Origin of the sequence: Anaerophilus nitritigenes (genome assembly GCF_004138215.1) — a bacterium.
Lineage (GTDB): Bacteria > Bacillota > Clostridia > Peptostreptococcales > Thermotaleaceae > Anaerophilus > Anaerophilus nitritogenes.
In genome coordinates, this window is the sequence record NZ_RYYS01000037.1 from 1 (window position 1) to 17,604 (window position 17,604).

At 28.5% G+C, this 17,604-nt stretch carries 12 protein-coding genes and 1 riboswitch; all 12 genes read right to left on the minus strand.

What is annotated here, in order from left to right:
- A partial coding sequence (locus EK368_RS05795; RefSeq protein WP_129597381.1) for an S-layer homology domain-containing protein occupies positions 1-2,554 on the minus strand: 2,554 nt, incomplete at its 3' end.
- Positions 2,555-2,628: 74 nt separating this feature from the next.
- Positions 2,629-4,380 (minus strand): terpene cyclase/mutase family protein, encoded by a 1,752-nt coding sequence (locus EK368_RS05800; RefSeq protein WP_129597383.1) that lies wholly within the window; start codon positions 4,378-4,380, stop codon positions 2,629-2,631.
- A 24-nt stretch (positions 4,381-4,404) separates the two neighbouring features.
- Positions 4,405-4,554: a DUF2292 domain-containing protein gene (locus EK368_RS05805; protein ID WP_129597385.1), complete on the minus strand. Its 150-nt coding sequence runs from the start codon at positions 4,552-4,554 to the stop codon at positions 4,405-4,407.
- Positions 4,555-4,616: 62 nt separating this feature from the next.
- Positions 4,617-6,215, minus strand: coding sequence for an S-layer homology domain-containing protein (locus EK368_RS05810; RefSeq protein ID WP_165000336.1), 1,599 nt, complete (start codon positions 6,213-6,215; stop codon positions 4,617-4,619).
- A gap of 11 nt (positions 6,216-6,226) precedes the next feature.
- Positions 6,227-8,725: a VWA domain-containing protein gene (locus EK368_RS05815; protein WP_129597389.1), complete on the minus strand. Its 2,499-nt coding sequence runs from the start codon at positions 8,723-8,725 to the stop codon at positions 6,227-6,229.
- Entirely contained in the window at positions 8,715-10,199 is a 1,485-nt protein-coding gene (locus EK368_RS05820) for a BatA domain-containing protein (protein WP_129597391.1), read from the minus strand. The genes EK368_RS05815 and EK368_RS05820 overlap by 11 nt, the downstream gene beginning before the upstream one ends.
- Complete coding sequence (locus EK368_RS05825; RefSeq protein ID WP_129597393.1) at positions 10,200-11,039, minus strand: DUF58 domain-containing protein; 840 nt, start codon at positions 11,037-11,039, stop codon at positions 10,200-10,202.
- 1 nt (position 11,040) lies between these two features.
- A complete protein-coding gene (locus EK368_RS05830; RefSeq protein WP_129597395.1) occupies positions 11,041-12,009 on the minus strand; it encodes an AAA family ATPase in 969 nt (322 codons plus the stop codon).
- Positions 11,996-13,501 (minus strand): hypothetical protein, encoded by a 1,506-nt coding sequence (locus EK368_RS05835; RefSeq protein ID WP_129597397.1) that lies wholly within the window; start codon positions 13,499-13,501, stop codon positions 11,996-11,998. The genes EK368_RS05830 and EK368_RS05835 overlap by 14 nt, the downstream gene beginning before the upstream one ends.
- Entirely contained in the window at positions 13,498-14,181 is a 684-nt protein-coding gene (locus EK368_RS05840) for a hypothetical protein (RefSeq protein ID WP_129597399.1), read from the minus strand. The genes EK368_RS05835 and EK368_RS05840 overlap by 4 nt, the downstream gene beginning before the upstream one ends.
- Positions 14,182-14,189: 8 nt before the next feature.
- Positions 14,190-16,160, minus strand: a complete 1,971-nt coding sequence (locus EK368_RS05845) for a hypothetical protein (protein WP_129597401.1) — start codon at positions 16,158-16,160, stop codon at positions 14,190-14,192.
- 13 nt (positions 16,161-16,173) lie between these two features.
- On the minus strand, positions 16,174-17,271 hold the full coding sequence (locus tag EK368_RS05850) for a DUF4430 domain-containing protein (RefSeq protein ID WP_129597403.1): 1,098 nt from the start codon (positions 17,269-17,271) through the stop codon (positions 16,174-16,176).
- A gap of 164 nt (positions 17,272-17,435) precedes the next feature.
- Positions 17,436-17,599, minus strand: a riboswitch (cobalamin riboswitch).
- Positions 17,600-17,604 lie beyond the last annotated feature (5 nt).

Genomic DNA, 17,604 nt, shown 5'->3' on the forward strand with positions numbered 1-17,604 from the left:
CCATTTCTTCTCTTGTAATGTTTCCATTTGGATCAAATACAGTAGCACTTCTTCCACTGATCAGCTCATTTTTGTAAGCCGTTTTAATGTATGGAGCATACCAAGCAGTATCTTCTACATCTATAAAGCTCAATTTTTCATTTTCTATGTTAAATCCAAGCATTTTTGTAATTAGAGTTGCAAATTCTGCTCTTGTAATAGGCGACTCTGGGTCAAATATATCTTTACTTCTTCCTTTAATAATTTCTTTAGTTGCCATTTCTTCTATAGCTTTTTTTGCCCACTCATAATCACTTAAGTCACTAAAGCTTATTTTTTCTTCTTTTTGTAATTTTTGAGCAAAATATTTGCTAAAATGAGTGGTATCAAAAGTTACCATCTTTGTATTTGGATCATATACCCCACCTATATTTTCTATAGTACCATTATCTTTTAGATGAAATGCTTGTATGACTTCTCCTTTTTTGAATTCTCCATTGTATGGAATAGATACTTTCATAGGCTCTTGAAATTCTTCTATTTTCTTTCCTTCCGCTTTTACATCCATATCTATTACTATATTTTCTCCTATTTTACTTAATAGAAGCTTTGGTAACTGATCTTTTGGTATTTTCTTTGCATTTAATGTAATTTCTTTATCGATTTCATTTTCTCCAAAGGTATTTGGAGTTATAAAAAATCTTCCTATTTCTGTTTGAAGCCCTATCTTTTGTATGCCATGTTGTTTTAATTCTTTGATCATATTCTTTGGTAGATTTGTTTCTATTTCTTGTGTTTTTGTATCTGGTATTTGAATACTTATTATTTTATCAAATTCTTTTGATCCTTCGATTTTGTTATCTATCAATTTCTTTTTCATTGTTTTTATTTTTGTATCTATTTTTTCTATAGATTTTTTCATTTCTTTTTCATCTAATTTAAAAATAGTTTTTTCTTTTTGTGTATTTAATTTTTCTTTTTCTACTTTTTGTATAGATACTTTTTCTATAGCTTTCTTTGCTATATTTATAACTTTTTGATGAATATCTTTTGTGATTTCTTTTCCTAAGTTGTTCGTCAATTCTCCCGTAGATTTTATAAAATCTTCTATTACTTTATCTATTTTTTCTTCATCTTTTATAAAATCCATTGTCTTTCCTATCGTATCTATATTTCCTTTTACTACTTGTACTACTTTTTCTTTTTCTTCTTTCGCTTTTTCAGATGCTTTTACTATATAATCTATTACTTGTATATTTAAATTTATCATATAGCTTGCATCTTCTGGCGTTTTAATCTTTTTCATTCCTTTATTGATTTCTTCATTTATTTTTTTCACTTTTTCTACTAATTTTTTTACATCTTCATCATTATGAATATTTTTAGAAATTTCTTCTATATCCTTTAATAGCTTGTCTACCTCTTCTTTGAATTTTTGCATTTCTACTGAAATAGGAACTTGTAACTCTCCTTTTACATTAATAGTAACTGGTAGAGGTCTAACTATATTTCTTATTCCCTTTTCATCAAATTTTTCAGCTGATATTTTATATGTCCCTGATTTATAAAATTTTATTTTTGCTTGTCCATCTTTATCTGTAAAAATAGTTTCTCCATTTGGTTTGTATTCTTTTCCATCTACATAAATAATAGCCTTTTCTATCATTTTATTTTTGTTGCCATTTATTTTATTTGATCCTTTGTCATATTCTGTAATTTCTCCTTCTAATGTACATATAATTTCATCTCCTGTAGATATATTTGTCTGATCTACACTAAGTTTTGAACGCCATGTATCAAATCCATATGCTCCAAAATACCATAAAACATCTTCTCCTTGACTAAGTGATGCTTCATTACATCCTACGCTAGGAAGAGTTCCATCTACAGCATACATCCATCCTGATGTTTTTCTATGATCAAATTCTCTTTCTCCATCAATCATAGACATATATAATGACCATCCATAATCTTGTAAATCATAATGACCTTTTCCATTTCCTTTTGTAAGTCTTATACTCTCTAAAGCTTGAACAATAGCATGAGCATGACTTGGTTCTTTAAATTTGTCTACTCCCCACCCATCGGATTTGCTTGCAGAAGATCCTGTCCCTTTTCTCAAATATGGATTCAAATCAAATAATCCTACACTTATAGGCGTTCTTTCCATAATAGTTCTATTGTAGCCTTCTATTCTCATAAATACTCGTACTTGTTTTCCATCTGAGATTATTCCTTCAGATCCTGGCTTTGAACTATTTTGTGTTGAAATCGAAAAATCTTGTTTTTCTCCTCCTACTTGTATTTTTGTTTTATACTCTTTTCCTTGTTGTAATTTAAAATCAAATTTAAATTTTCCATTTTCATCTGTCTTGGATTGATCTATTGCCCATTTTTTTTGATCATCTTCCATTTGTATTGAAACAGACTCATCTTTATGATTAGAGCTTCCTTCTATTGTAATTTTTTCTCCATCATTTTTAATATCTACTTGTATTTGTGCAAAAGAAGGAAATACTAAGCATAATACTAAAAACAAAGGCCAAAAAATTTTACTCCATCTTTTCAATCTCATTATTATATTTTTCCTTTCTATATTAAAATAGGAAAGTCATCCATTCTCAAAAGCAAACTAATATTTTGTTATTTTTACTTTACTTCTACTACAATTGGTTCTTCACAAAGTATTTTCATATTTTCTATATTATCCCATACAAATGCTTTTACTTTGTACTTACCTTCTTGTGGAATTAAAAATCCTGTTCCTAATTCTTCCTCTTGTCCCATTTGAATACTCCTATGTACAAATCCATAGTAAACCATTTCATTCTCTTTATTGTATAAAGTTATCAATAGTGTAGCTTCTCTTTCCTGATCACTTATATTTTTAGCTTTTATTTTTATTTGTGCTTGGAATCCGTTTTTGAAATCGTTTTTACTTACCATTGTGATTTCAAATAAATTCTTTGCTACATAATATACTTTATATGTTTTTTCTGTTTTATTTTGTTCTTGATCTATTGCTGTAATAATAATCGTATTTTCTCCTTCTTCTAATGTAACATTATATTTTCCATCTTGGTCTTTAATTGTTTCATTATTCACTTTTACACTAAGAGCTCCTTTGTTATCTCTTACATATGCTTTAAAACTCATTTGTGGTATAGTAACACTCATGTCATCTGTTAAATTTTCTACTACTATTTCTATTTTTTCTTTTGGTTCTTCTATATCTGTCATATCATATAGTCTATTTTTATTATGGATCAATCTATCATAAGCAATCAGTGCATATGTACCTTGATGTGTAGCCATTCCATTCACTTCTCCTGGCTGTGCTCCACCATTACTATTTTCTCCTGCTTTTATATGCATAAATCCACCTTCTGCTACAGCAAAAGTCATTAATGCATCTACAATAGATTTTCCATTTTTAATAAATCTCTCATCTGTATAAGGATCTATTCCTAATCCTGTTAAAGCTACAATAACTTGTGCACAACTTTCACTATTTGCACAACCCCAACTTTCATAACCTCCATCTTCCCTTTGTGTACTAGCTAGCCATTGGATTGCTCTGTCTACGGCTTCTTTTACATTTTCATTTGTATTGTAATATGGAGTAAGCCCTTGGATTGTCATTGCAGTTATATCTACATCTGGATTTTTACTTTTTTCATTTAAATTCCATCCACCTACATTTTCTTTTCCTTTATTAATTTCTTGATCTAAAATATATTGGATCATTAAATCTCTTGTATTTTGTCGCTTTGCAGTTTCATCTATAGGTATTTGATAATTTTTGCTATCAAGAGCAATCAGTGCAAATATAGGTCCATTGATTCCTTGTGTTGTAACATAATCAAAATCAGATAAAGCTTTTGTTATGTCATATCCCCCAACATTTTTGATATCTTGTCCTATAGATGTAAGTCCTAAAATTAATCTTGAATGCTCTGTTCCTTTTGTGATATTTAATTTTCCTACTGGATCTTCCTCCATTAATTCTTTTACAGTATCTACTACTTTGTTATAATATGTTTCATAATAACCAGCAGGTATAGCATACTCTCCTCTTCCTAAGCATAGAATATCCCATTCGTTTCCAAACTCAGGTTTATCTATAGTTTTTAAAATATATTCAAGATTATTATCAATCTGTTTTTTTACTTTCGATTTTATATCTATAGGAGAATTTGCTTCTTTTTCCTTGTTATTTAAATTTTTTCCTAATGGATCATCATTCTTAATTCTATTATATACATGATCTATTACAGTATTTATATCGTCTTCGAAAACTTCCTCTCCATCTATAACCTCCATAAAACTTATTTCCATTGTTGAGAGAATTATTGAAAAAATTAAAAATAAAGAAACTAAAAATTTCATCTGTTTCTTCATAATCTTATCCTCCTTTTTCCTTCTTTACAATTTGATAGATTTTTTTACTTCTTCTATTCTAATAGGTAGATTTTCTTGTATAATGACCCTTAATTCTCCATAACCAATCTTTCGAATCCAATCGATTAGCTTCTTTTCTTTCTCATCCACTTCTATTTTATATCTTGCTCCCATTTTTTCACCTCATTTTAAAATTTTTATATAAAGTATATTAGAATAGTCATAAGTATATCCTTTTATTTGTTCAATATTGTTCTAAATTTCGACAAACTCCATGCTATTTCTGCTCTATGTACAGGTTCATTTTCTTTAAATCCTTCATATAATAACCCTTGATCCTTTGCTATCTTTACATAAGGATAAGACCAGCTTTGTCCATCTGCATCCATATTTTTTAATTCTCCTTCTAAACCTTTTGCTTTTACTAATATTACTGCCAATTGTTCTCCTGTAATATTTTCATTTGGAGAAAAAATACTTTCTCCTGTTCCTTTGATATATCCTTTTTGAGCACAAAGTCCAATCGCTTTATTTGCCCAATGATTTTCATCTACATCTATAAATTGAATAGCTTCTTTATAATTTTCTTTTTCTTTCTTTAAGTTTAAAGTACTGATTAATAAAGTTGCAGCTTCTGCTCTTGTAACATTCTTTTTAGGTTTAAATGTTCCATCTTCATATCCTGATAATACATAATCATAAACTAAATCCATAATTTCTTTAAAAGCAAAATCTGAATCATTCAAATCAGAAAATAGATTTTTTTCAGCAGTAGGTCTATATTTTTCATGAAGTAAATCATAAGCCCCTTTTTTATTATATGCATCAGCCAATCCATATAAAGCTTGTTCTGTAGACATACCATTGCTATACACTGGTAGATTATCTTCTTCATCTAGTACATGTACAAAACTACCATCTTTGATTTGAAATCTTAAAATAGCACTTATAGGATTTCCTCCTGATTCTTTCGTCCACTCAGCTCCTAAAGGATCTTGTCCTAATAAGGTTAATGCTTGAATGACCCATGCACAGCTTTCAGGATTTTCTGTTCCCCAAGATTCAAAACCACCATTATCTAATTGTTTACTATGTAAAAAATCTAATGCTTTCTTTACATGAGGATTTGTTTCATCTTCTCCTAGTATAGCAAATGCCATAATTGCTCCAGCTGTCATGTCTACATCAGATTCTACAAGCTTATAATCCTCTGGATCATCAAAATATTTTACATCCCATGTAAAACCTCCATCTTGATTTTGTTGTTCTTCTAACCAAGAAAGACATTTGTCTCTATTTGGAATAGGTTCTCCTGCACAATGCATAGAAATAATTCCAAATATATGCGCATTGACCAAATCTTCTCCTATAGGTTTTTTCGTATCATTATCTGCTACAGAGTCAGCAAAATGACCATTTGAAAGCATCGTTTTTTTTTCAATTTGTACTAGGTTTTTTCCTCCAAAATTTCTAGGGTCTTTTCCGGCTGCACAAATTCCTATGATGGTTCTTTGAAAATCTGTATTCTTTGTTTCCCAAAGTCCTATTCCTTCTTTTACTTCTTGTTCTCTAAAGTAAGGTCCATTTTTACCATTTACTGTCCACTTAGGTCCTGCTACATCTTCTCCAAATCCAAATAATCCCAATGCAGGCCAATCCAATATTCCTGCATATTCTTGTTCTTTATATGTATCATGATAATACTTAATAGTCTTTTGAGCAGCATTGTATACATCATCTTTAGTAATTTTACTTGCTGCATCTGCATCAAATAGAAATACATTAAAGATCATTAAAAAACTTAATAAAAACAATAATCCTCTACACTTTTTCATAAAAACCCTCCTTATCTTTTTCGAATCCATATATCTCCTATAAATGCCAAAATGGCAACAGGAAGCAATATAAAATCTAGGGATAAATATCCTTTGTTTTTATTTTTTATAGGAAGTGAAAATATATTTGTATCTTGATGGATGTACTCTCCATCTGTAGAAAATTTAAAAAAATCTAATTTATTTTGTACCATACGATCCTCTGGAGAATAATCTATTTTTATTCTTTTTGTATCTTGTTGTATAACTTTACCATTTTCTTTTTGTTTAATCGTTAATACATATTCTCCTACCTCTGAAAGAGATATCTTTTTATAAAATTTACCTGTTCCTATTCCATCAAAGAATATATTTTCTTTTTCATTAGGTCCTTGTAATACTCCTTCTATTTTTTGATGATCTCCTTTTTTTCCTGTATCTACAAATACTTCTACGTCCTCATTTTCTCTATTTGTTTCTATTTTCATAGAGCTATTTTGCTCTCCTAGTGTATAATTGATTATTTTAGCCCACATTTTTTCAAATTGATCCCACATGATTAGATCATAACTCCATTTTCCATTTAAATCAGAAGTCCATACTACTACATTTCCTAGCCCATATTTCCATGAAGCCAAAATAGGATCTTCTTCATCACTTTTTAATAGGAGAGTAGCTCCACTTTTTATACCTGTCCCTATATAGCCTTTTAAAGAAGGGATACTTGTTTTTTCTAAGAAAGATGAATTTACCCACTTTGGAGTAAAGGTTCTTTGATTGAGATATTTTTTAGATGCCAAATAAGTTTCTTTTGCAAATATTTCAGGAATCGTATAATAATCTAACGCTATATAATTTCTTCCCTTTGTCCCATCTCCTAATTTTTTTAATACATCTTTTTCTGAATCTTGTCCTAAAGCTACAGTAGATAAAGTGATTTTTTGTTCTTTTAACTTTTCTACAATTGTTTCATAACCTTCTTTTTCACCTTGTCCATCTGTTAATAAAATCATATGCTTTATTTTTGTATCTGTATTTTTTAGCTTTTCTATTCCTTTATAAATTCCAGGTTGAATAAGTGTCCCTCCACCTGGCTTGAGTCTTCCTACTTCTTTTTTTATATTTTCTTTATCTTTTATAGACTTCATTGGAACAACCCATTCTAATTTGTCCGAAAAAGCTAAAATACCTATTTCATCATTTTGATCTAGTATATCTACAGATCTTATGGCAGCTTCCTTTGCCATCTCAATTTTTTTGACACCATTTGCAGTATCTTCCATGCTTCCAGATACATCTATTAATAAAACAAGTCCTGTATTGGGTTTCTTTTTATTTTCCTTCATTTTGCAATTTACAGGTAATACTTTTTCAAATAAAGTATTTTTGTATCCTCCTAGTGAGAAAGTATTTTCTCCCCCTATGAATAAAAGACCTGTTCCTTGTTCTTTTACACAAACATTGATATTTTTTTCAAATTCTTTATTTATTTTTTCGTAAGGTACATTGACCATACAAATAGAATCAAAGGAAGATAAAAAGTTAAGATCAAAAGAAGCCCGCTCTATAGTACACTCCTTATATACTACAGGCAAATGACCCAATAGATTTCTTATGTTTCCTATATCCTTATTTTCTCCAATGAGTAATATGCGGCTTTTTTCTTTTGTATCTATATAAGTAGTACAAATATTATTTTTTCCGTTTTCATCTTCTAAAAAATTAATTTCTCCTTTTAAAGTACTTTTTTCTTTGATTGGAATATTGAATGTAAATTCATTTTCTCCTTTTTCTACTTTTACATTTTCTTGTATGATTTTTTCATCATTTTCAAAAAGATAAAATTCTCCTTGCGTACCTATGTTACTTCTAATATGAACTGTTACAGGAGCATTTTCTCCTATATGAATATTTGTCGGAAGATTGATCTCCTTTAACTCTACGTCCTTACCTCTTTCATTTTTCAAAGGATATATACTCATATTCACATGATTATGATTTATTTTTTCTTTTATCTCATCTATACTTCCCATATTTTCTTCTCCATCTGTAAATAGAATGAGCCTTTTGTTTCTATTCTTTGGAAAATAAGAGAGAGTATAATCAATAGCCTTTTGTATATTTGTTCCTTGTGCTTCTACTTTTGTTTGAAGATTTACTTCTTTTATTTGTTTGGTAAGAGGAACTTCTATCATAGGCTCTTTCCCAAAGGTGATAACCCCTATTTCATCTTTATTTTTCTTATCTTTTATATTATCGTTTATGACTTTTTCTATTTCTTCCTTATGATTTTCACAACTCAAAGATCGATCTACTAAAAATAAAGTAGTTGTATCTTTACTGGTTAGTACCATTTCACTTTCAAACAAAACTAAAATCAATGACAAAATTGCAATCATTCTAAAAAGAACCCACCCTATATATTTTTTTTTAGGAAATAAATTTTTATATACAAAGCTTTGATATATAAAATATCCTAAAATTCCTATGCTAAAAATCATGTAGTATATATTCATTGTATTAAGATGCACGTCTGTACACCTCCCATTCTAACACCATCAGTAAAAGTATGAAAAATACGATATACTTTGTAAAATGAATTTCTATATTTTCTATTTTTTCGTTTTTTGTTTTTATGGTATCTTTCAATTCTCCTTTTACCATAGGCTTAGGAGGTTGATAAAAATTTAAATATTCTCCATCTAAAAACCAATCTATTGTGTTTTTTATAAGAATTGGAAAATCAGGAGTATACACTATATTGCTAGACTTAAAATCTATACTTTCTACTCTTTTTTCATCTTCTTTTCCATACATCATCAAAGGTCTTTTTTCTGCTGTTAATATATTCATATATCCTTTTTTAAAAGAAATACTATTTTTTGTATAGATATTCTTAAGAGTCATATCTTTTACAAAAATAGAATCTTTCTTTGAAATTTTTACAGGATCTTTCAAATCCTCTCCTTGCTTGATTACCCATATCTTTTTATTTTTGAAAGAAGAATCTATTTGGTCTACAATATAAAGTTCAGGATTCTCTTCTTTTTTTACAAGCTTGATGTAAGGAATACTTTCTAGTGCTTTTTCTAAAAATTCATTTTCAATTCCTAAAAATACTTTTTTTTGATTTTCATCTTCTAATAACAAAATAGATGTATTGTCTTCCTTTAACATATCTTCATTTTCTATTTGAATTTTAACTTTTTTTGAATGGATTGGAACATGAAAAGAAATATTCTCTTTTTCTAATCCATTGATTTTCACTTTTTTTATATCCTTTTGATCTTTTTCATTCATCATAGATACAAGTATCTCTTCATCTTCTTTATTATTATTTTCAATGGTAACTAAAGCTTTTTTTGTATAAAAATCATAATCTATATGATGAATTCCTATATTTTTTAATTTTTCTCCTACCTTTACTATAGAAGCTTTTATTGGAAGCTCTTTATTTGTAACAATCATTTTCTTTCCAGAAAAATTTTTCATACTTTCATAAGCATGAGTAAGATCCAGAGATTCATCTGTACAATGAATATTTTTGATATAATTTTGAATGTCTTCCTTGCTTCCTCTTTCAATAGGTATACTATTTTCTTCTTTTAATAAAATTAAATTTACTTTTGTGTTTTCATCTGTATTTTGAAGAATTTTTAAAATTTTATTTTTTCCTTCTTCAAAATGACTTTTTCCTTTTTCCATAGCTTTCATACTATAAGAACAATCTAGCCCAATAGTTATTTCTTTTCCTTTAAAGGATTCGTACCCTATAGGCTTTGCAATGCAAAATACAATCAGTAAAGCAATCAAAAGCTGAATGAGTAATAAAATCCAATGATCTATTTTTTTAGACTTTACTCCTTCTACTTCTTTGATGGCTTCCTCCCAAAGAAATAAACTAGAAACCTTTTGTTCTATTACTTGTTTTTTCTTAAAATACAAAAATAAAATAAATCCTAATGAAAGTCCTGATAAAAGTCCTAAGGGATTTAAAAATCTCATTTAAATTCCCCCTAACCCTTTTTGAAAGATATGAATGATATTGTCATTGGTTTGAGACAATACATATCTTCCATTTCTACTTGTACAGCTTTTTTCTATATTTCCTATAAATTTTTTCATTTTTTCTTTATATATTTCTTTCATTTGATGATTCATTTCTATTTTTCTACTTTCCTTTGTTTCAACATCTATAAGCTTTAACTCTTGTCCATATAATGGATTGATTTCTTGTTGGGATAAAACATGAAATAAAATAACTTCTTGATTTTGTATCGTTAAAAAATCTATGATTTTGTCTAACTCTTTTGTAAAAAAATCTGAGATAAAAAAAGTAATTCCAGATGAAAAATGATTCATATTGAGTATATTTTCAAAATGGGTATCCCCTTTAGGATGGATATCTTTTATCTTTTGTGTCAGCTCATAAAAATGTTCTTTTCCTTTTCTTTTTTTCATAATTTCTTCTAATGTAGAATTTATGGTATAAAAATTTAAAAAATCATTTTGTTTGAGTGTCATATATCCTAATCCTAAAGCAATATACTTTGCCATCTCCCACTTATTGGGCTCTCCAAAGTCCATAGATAAACTATCATCCAAAATAATATTTACATCCATTTGTTTTTCTTCTTCAAAAGATTTTGTATAGAGCTTTTGGGTTCTTCCATAAGCCTTCCAATCTATTTTTTTGAGATCCTCTCCATAGTTGTATTCCTTGTGTCCATAAAAATCTAGTGAATTTCCAAGACCAGCTCCTCTATAATTTCCTTTTCCTCCCTTTATTATTTTTTTTCTTGGAATAATTTTAAAATGTTCTAGGGATTTTAAAAGCTGATCCAAGCTACTTCACCTTCTTTATAATTTCTATAAGGATCTCATCTGTACTTACCTTATCTGCCATGGCTTTAAAATTTAAAAACATTCTATGTCTTAAACAAGGTAGTACCACACTATATAGATCTTCTAATGAAACATGATATCTTCCTTCTGATAATGCTTTTACTTTTGCTGCTGAAATCATAGATATCATTCCTCTAGGGCTTGTTCCACACTGTACATATTCTTTTACTAGATCTATATGGGTTTGATCTGGATGAGTACTCATTAAAATATCAATCGCTTTATTTTTTATATTGGCTGCTATAGGAACTTTTTTCGCTGTATTTTTCATTTCTAAAAGATCTTCTTTTGTTGCTATCTTTTTTATTTCTAAAGATTTTTCTCCTGTGCTAATATCGATCATATGAAACAAAGCATCCTTTTGAGGCAATACTACCTTTAATTTGAATAAAAATCTGTCTAATTGTGCTTCAGGAAGAGGATAAGTGCCTTCCATCTCTAATGGATTTTGAGTAGCCAGTACAAAGAAGGGTTCTTCTAGAATATATGTATTTTTGCCTACTGTTACAGTTCTCTCTTGCATAGCTTCTAGGAGTGCACTTTGAGTTTTAGGAGTTGCTCTATTGATTTCATCTGCTAAAAGAAGGCTTGTAAAAATAGGACCTTTTTCAAATTGAAAGGATAACTGATCCTTATCCTTTCTTACAATTTCTGCTCCCACAATATCTGTAGGCATTAAATCTGGAGTAAATTGAATCCTTGAAAATGGAAGGTCTAAAACCTTTGAAAAAGTTTTTACTAAAACTGTTTTTCCAAGACCTGGAGCACCCTCCATCAAAATATTTCCTCCTGCAATGATTCCTATTAAAACATTTTGAATGATCTCATCTTGTCCTACAATTTGTTTTTTCACTTCTGCTACAATGTTTTCAAAATCATTTGCAAAATTTTTCATATTATTTTCTTCCATCTTCTTCTCCTCCATTTAACTTCTTAAAGTATTCAAGCACCAATTGTTTATGTTTGATAGGAATGGTCAATTTTTCTACATAGTCCATTTGAGTATTTTTAAAATCTCTTTCATAACCTTCTAAAGAAGACTCATCTCCCCTTCGAGAGGATACTTCTTCTTTGTTTCCGTCTTTGATGGCTCCCCCATCATTCCACTGTCCTTTTAAATAAGAAGAATCTCCTTTGTTTTCACCAATTCTTGTAGACTGATCTTGTCTATTTACTTTTCCTTCTAAAGCTTCTCCATCACTTGCATCTATTTTGTCTCCTCCAACACCACTAGGGCTTTTCATAGACTGATTTCCCATATTTCCTAGTGCCAAAGCATCTGAGGAGTTTTGACTTAATTCTCCATTTTGCTCTTCTTTGCTTTCGCCCTTTGCAAAATCTGATAATTTTTCTTCTCCACCATTTCCTTTAAAGCCTTTTTCTCCTTTTGCCAATAATCTTTCCTTCATAGCATCAAGCTTTACATCTAAAGATTCTTTGACTTCTTTTGATTTTTTACCATTTTCTAATGCTTTTACAATTTCTTTTCCTGTATTGTTTTTTTCTAAAGCTGTATTGATTTTTTTCAATTTTTCCTTTTTATCTTCATTTTTTGTTTTCATCATATTTTTAATATTTTCTTTCATTTTCTCTTTTTCATCTTTAGAAAAATGAGTATTCTTTATATTTTCTAAAGCTTCTTCATGATTTTTGCTCCACTGACTTTGAAGCTTTTGTTTTGAAGAAATTCCATCCAATATTTCTGACATGAATATATCATCATTTTCATTTTCTATTTGCTCTTGGATGGAAGAAACGTGAGCCGCTCCACTTTCATAATCATAAGCATTCTCAAGTTCTTTTTGTAGCTCTTCTAAGGAAGTGATCATATTCTTTGAAGGATTCTTCTTTTGTATTTCCTTTTTTAATTCTTCAACTTTTTTCGCTTCTTCTTTTAATTCTTTATGAATATTTTCTTTTTCTGATGCTATTTCCATAGAAGAAGAAGGTATAAAATAAATTCCTATAGATAAACTAATCATAAGAATATTTGCTAAAATTAATTTTACAGGTGTTTTTATTTTATATTTTTCTAAAATAGGAAAATCCTCCAAAGCTTCTTTTACTTCTTCTATAAATATTTTTATAATACAATCTTTTTTTTCTTTGTATTCTAAATAGGTTACAAATCTTTCTTGAAAACCTAATTGATCTCCTATAGAAGCTGTTTCATATAAAGTCGGTCTTTTTAGTATTCCAAACAAAAGCCCGACAAAAATAAAAATACTCATAAACCCCATAGCTTTTTGAAAGCTATATACAACAGGATAAAAATGAATGACAATCATAAACATAAAAAAAGAAATACTAAATACCCCTAAGCTAAAAATCAATGATTTTATAATCCGGTGGATCCATATTTTTATTCTTAGTTTTTTCAAAGTATTCTCTATTGAATTCATTGGCTACACTCCTGAGAGTTTGATATATTCATGACAAAAGTCCATAAAGCCCAGAATATAAAATATATATAAATAGGTTTAGCTCCCATTTGATTTCCTCCTCCAACTTGCATATACAAAGTACCTATAAAGCTAAGTACTGGATTTAAAAAGAAATAAATAGGTATATCTTTATCATAAACAGTAGTTAAAACCAAACTTGCATATTCATAGTAACAATACAATAATATACTGCTAACAATAATAAACATAAAAATAAATATCATCACGATAAAATTTTTCCATACACTTGGTATTTTCATTTGTGATATTTTCTTTTTTGTACTAATCAGTCCAATTCCCCAAAAAATCTCCATAAATAAAGGAAGGAATATATTCTGAATAGGAATTTTACCGCTCATAAAAATAGTCAATAAAATAGGTATAATAGAAAATGTAAAAATAACTATTTCTACACAATTTTTTATAAAATCTTTTTCATACTCCCATACTAAAAGAATTCCTGTATACAATAAAAAAGAAAAAATCATCAAATATAAATATGCTCTTTCATAAATTTGTATCTCATATGTATTTCCTATAATATTCATAAATAAATACATGATCCACATAATACTCATCATCAAGACATAAAAAAGAATCATTCCTTTTTTATGTCTGTTTATATTCAAAAGTTCCATTTCTCCACCTACCTTATATTTCCTTCTAATGAAATTTGAGGAATACTCATTCTTGCATCTCCCTCTGCTTTTATCTTTAAAAATCCTTTAGAAATATAATTTTGAAGATTTTCTTTGTTCAAGCTTGTATTTGTTAATAGATCCCATTGATTCATAGAAAAGTTATAAACCATAAGCTTCATGTATCCACCTTCTTGTTTTGTAGTAATTTTTATGTTTTCTACTAAAACTTCTGAAGGAATGGAATAATAAATTTCTAATGGTGTATTTTCTAATAAACATTCTTTCTTTTCCATCATTTCACTCGTAAAGATAGGTTTGATCATTCCTGATGGTATATATACTTTGTTTTTAAAATTCATATTCACAGGAAAAACATTACAAATTTTATTTTTTATCTTTTTATTTTTTTCATTGACTAAAATTTCTTCTTTTCCCTTACTAAATCCAATTAACTTTCCACTACAAGGATCTTCTATATTGTAAAAATAATAAGAAAACATTTCTTTTTGATCCTCTTTTAAATTTGCTTTTTCATAAATTTTTTCAAGATAATTATAATCTCCTAAGTTTTTTAAATCATGCTTTAAAGTAATATTTATTTTTTTATTTTCTTTCCCTTCTAAATTTCCTATAGGTATGATGCTATCTCCTATTACAAAAAAAGCATTTTCCAAAGTCTCTGGAATAGGATTTTCAATATTAGCACTTATTTTATCTTTGTCTATAAATTCAACAGAAATATTGATTATTTGTTCATTTTCATTTTTTTCTTGATATAATATATATTCCACATCTTTCTTTTTAGGAAAATTTATATTTTTTTCTATAGGATCTATTTTATAATTTTGTCCATCTATGCCATCGATAAAGGATGCTTCATATTTTAAAGAAATATTATCTTTTTGAGCTGGTGATCCATATAACAAATCATAAGTACGCAATATAGGATCATGAACATAAATAGAAGCTTTCATCCACTCATCCTTTTGAAAGCCTCCCCACCAAGATAAAACATAAAAAAGAATGGAAAATCCAAAAATAGTGATAGTAAAAATCCATTTTTTATTTTCTACATATATAAATACAGCTAAAATGATAAGATAAATGAAAAGTCCTACAAGTAAGAAAAGTGCTGTTTTTTCACTAGGTTTTTTCATTTCATCAATGACTGTATAAAGATTCATACTGTTTTGTATTCTTTCTTCCATAGAATCTTTTTTTACTACTTTTTCTATAAAATCATCATTTATATAAGAATATAAAATATTTTCAAAGGCTTGAGTATCCTTTATTGGAACTACAAAACCTTTTCCCACTTTTATAGGTTCTTTTGCATTTGAAAAAATTCCTGTTAAAGTCTTATAGGAATGCTCTCCTGTTTCAATGAATAATGTATTTCCACTTGAAACCCAGTTTTTTAAAAAACTTTGTTGTTGATCTGTAAGATTTTTTGTATTGTAATTATCTATCACAATCAATGAAATAGCATTTAAAATTTCTTCATCATTTAATTTTTTATGTAAAGAAATGATTTGTGTATTTTTAAGAAATATATCATCTTTATATTCTTTTAAATAATGGTTAGAAAAATCATCACTCAAAATACCTATAAATACAGTTTCTGTAGGTAACACTTTAATATTTTTTGACTTTTTTTCTAGTATTTTTCCATTTTCTTCTATACTTGCTTGAATTTTCTCCTTTCCATTAAATATAGGAATAGAGAAGAAAAACTCTTTTTTGCTATTTGAATACAACTGAATAGGGTGATCATACACTCTATTCTCTGTTTGTATTTTTAAATTTCCATCTATATTTTTTTTGCTTTCCACTTGTATTCTCACAGGTATCATCGTACCTATTTTTCCTTTTCCATCAAAGCCTGCATCTATTTTTATATCTATATTTCCCTCAGCTTTAGATGAAAAGGAAAATATCAACATCCACATCAAAAAAACACAAATACTTTTTTTCACACTTTCACTTCCTTTAGTTGATATAAGGTATATTTTCTACTCCCTTATTAGAAATAATGGCACTAAAATGCTTATCTAAACTTTGAGGTTTATTGATCATTATATTTAATGCATTTCTTACACTTTGATCATCTGTTCCTGTAACCATCCATATAGGACATGTGCTTCCTATGCCTGCTGCATAAGCATAAATGGCTCCTGCATGATCATAAGAAGTAATCGCCTTTCCTTTAAAATTTAGTCCCTGTAATTTTCCTTTTTCAAATTTCACATAAGTTCCTACTACTTTATTCTTTGTATTAATATCTTGTACGACCTTACTATTCTTAGATAAATCATTCCATTTTCCAATCAATATATAATATTTTTTAGGTTTGTTTAATCCATTAGGATTATACGCTGCCAAATCAACTTTTTTTACTCCTTGTTTGAGTAAACTATTCTTTAAATTTTGTGCATCCTTTTCGTATCCCTTTGTATACATAATCACAGTTCCAGGATTTTTACCAGAAAATCCACTTTTAAAAGGCTGTGGGTAAGAACCAATCACCGCAGGAGCAAACATAGTAGTCCCCCAATCGTGATAATCCCACCAAATAACATCTCCTGGTTGAGGTCTATATTCAGCTACTCCTATTGGAGCTAAAATTCCATTTACCCAATAAAACCAATCTACCTTTTGTCTATTTTTTCCTGTAAAAAAAGTAAACTTAGACTCCACTCCATTGATGGCATTTACAAAACCTCCACCATAGGCTGTTTGGATATCTAAATTTCTAAAAAGTACTTCCATTCCTACTTCATCTTTTACAAGTCCTACATTTTTAGAATACATACTTTTATGTCCAAAATCTCTAGTAACTACTAAATCTACATGGTATGGACTTTCTATATCTCCTGATGCTTTACGACTTTGAGCGTTTTGATCTGCTGGTCTTCCTTCTTTATATTTGATTTCTCCCTGTACAGGCCCTTTATATCCTTTATAAGTCACACCATCTATTAAAACGGTATCTGACTTTTTACCTTTTAGAGCATCTGAACAGTCTATAGATGAAGTAAATATTAGTACTGCAATAAGCACAAAAATAATACTTCTTAATTTTTTCATACTAAAACCTCCATAAATAATAAATAATTTAGATATAAAAAATCCTCTTCCAACTCAGAAGAGGATTTTTTAGAAATAAACACATTGTATTTTCATAATTTACTGTCAATTACAAAAACAACATTTTTATTTTCTATAAAACTTCTTTTCCTCTAAGTCGGAGGATCTGAAACTATGCAATAACAGGTCTTCTGGCTTTCGGGTCATCTTCAAAGTAAACCTTCCCATCTTTCGACAGTGGTATTTTTACTCTTCATCTCCGATTACAGCTGCGACTACAGCAAGGGGATCTCACCCTTTTCCCTAAATTATTACATATATATTTTTTTACTA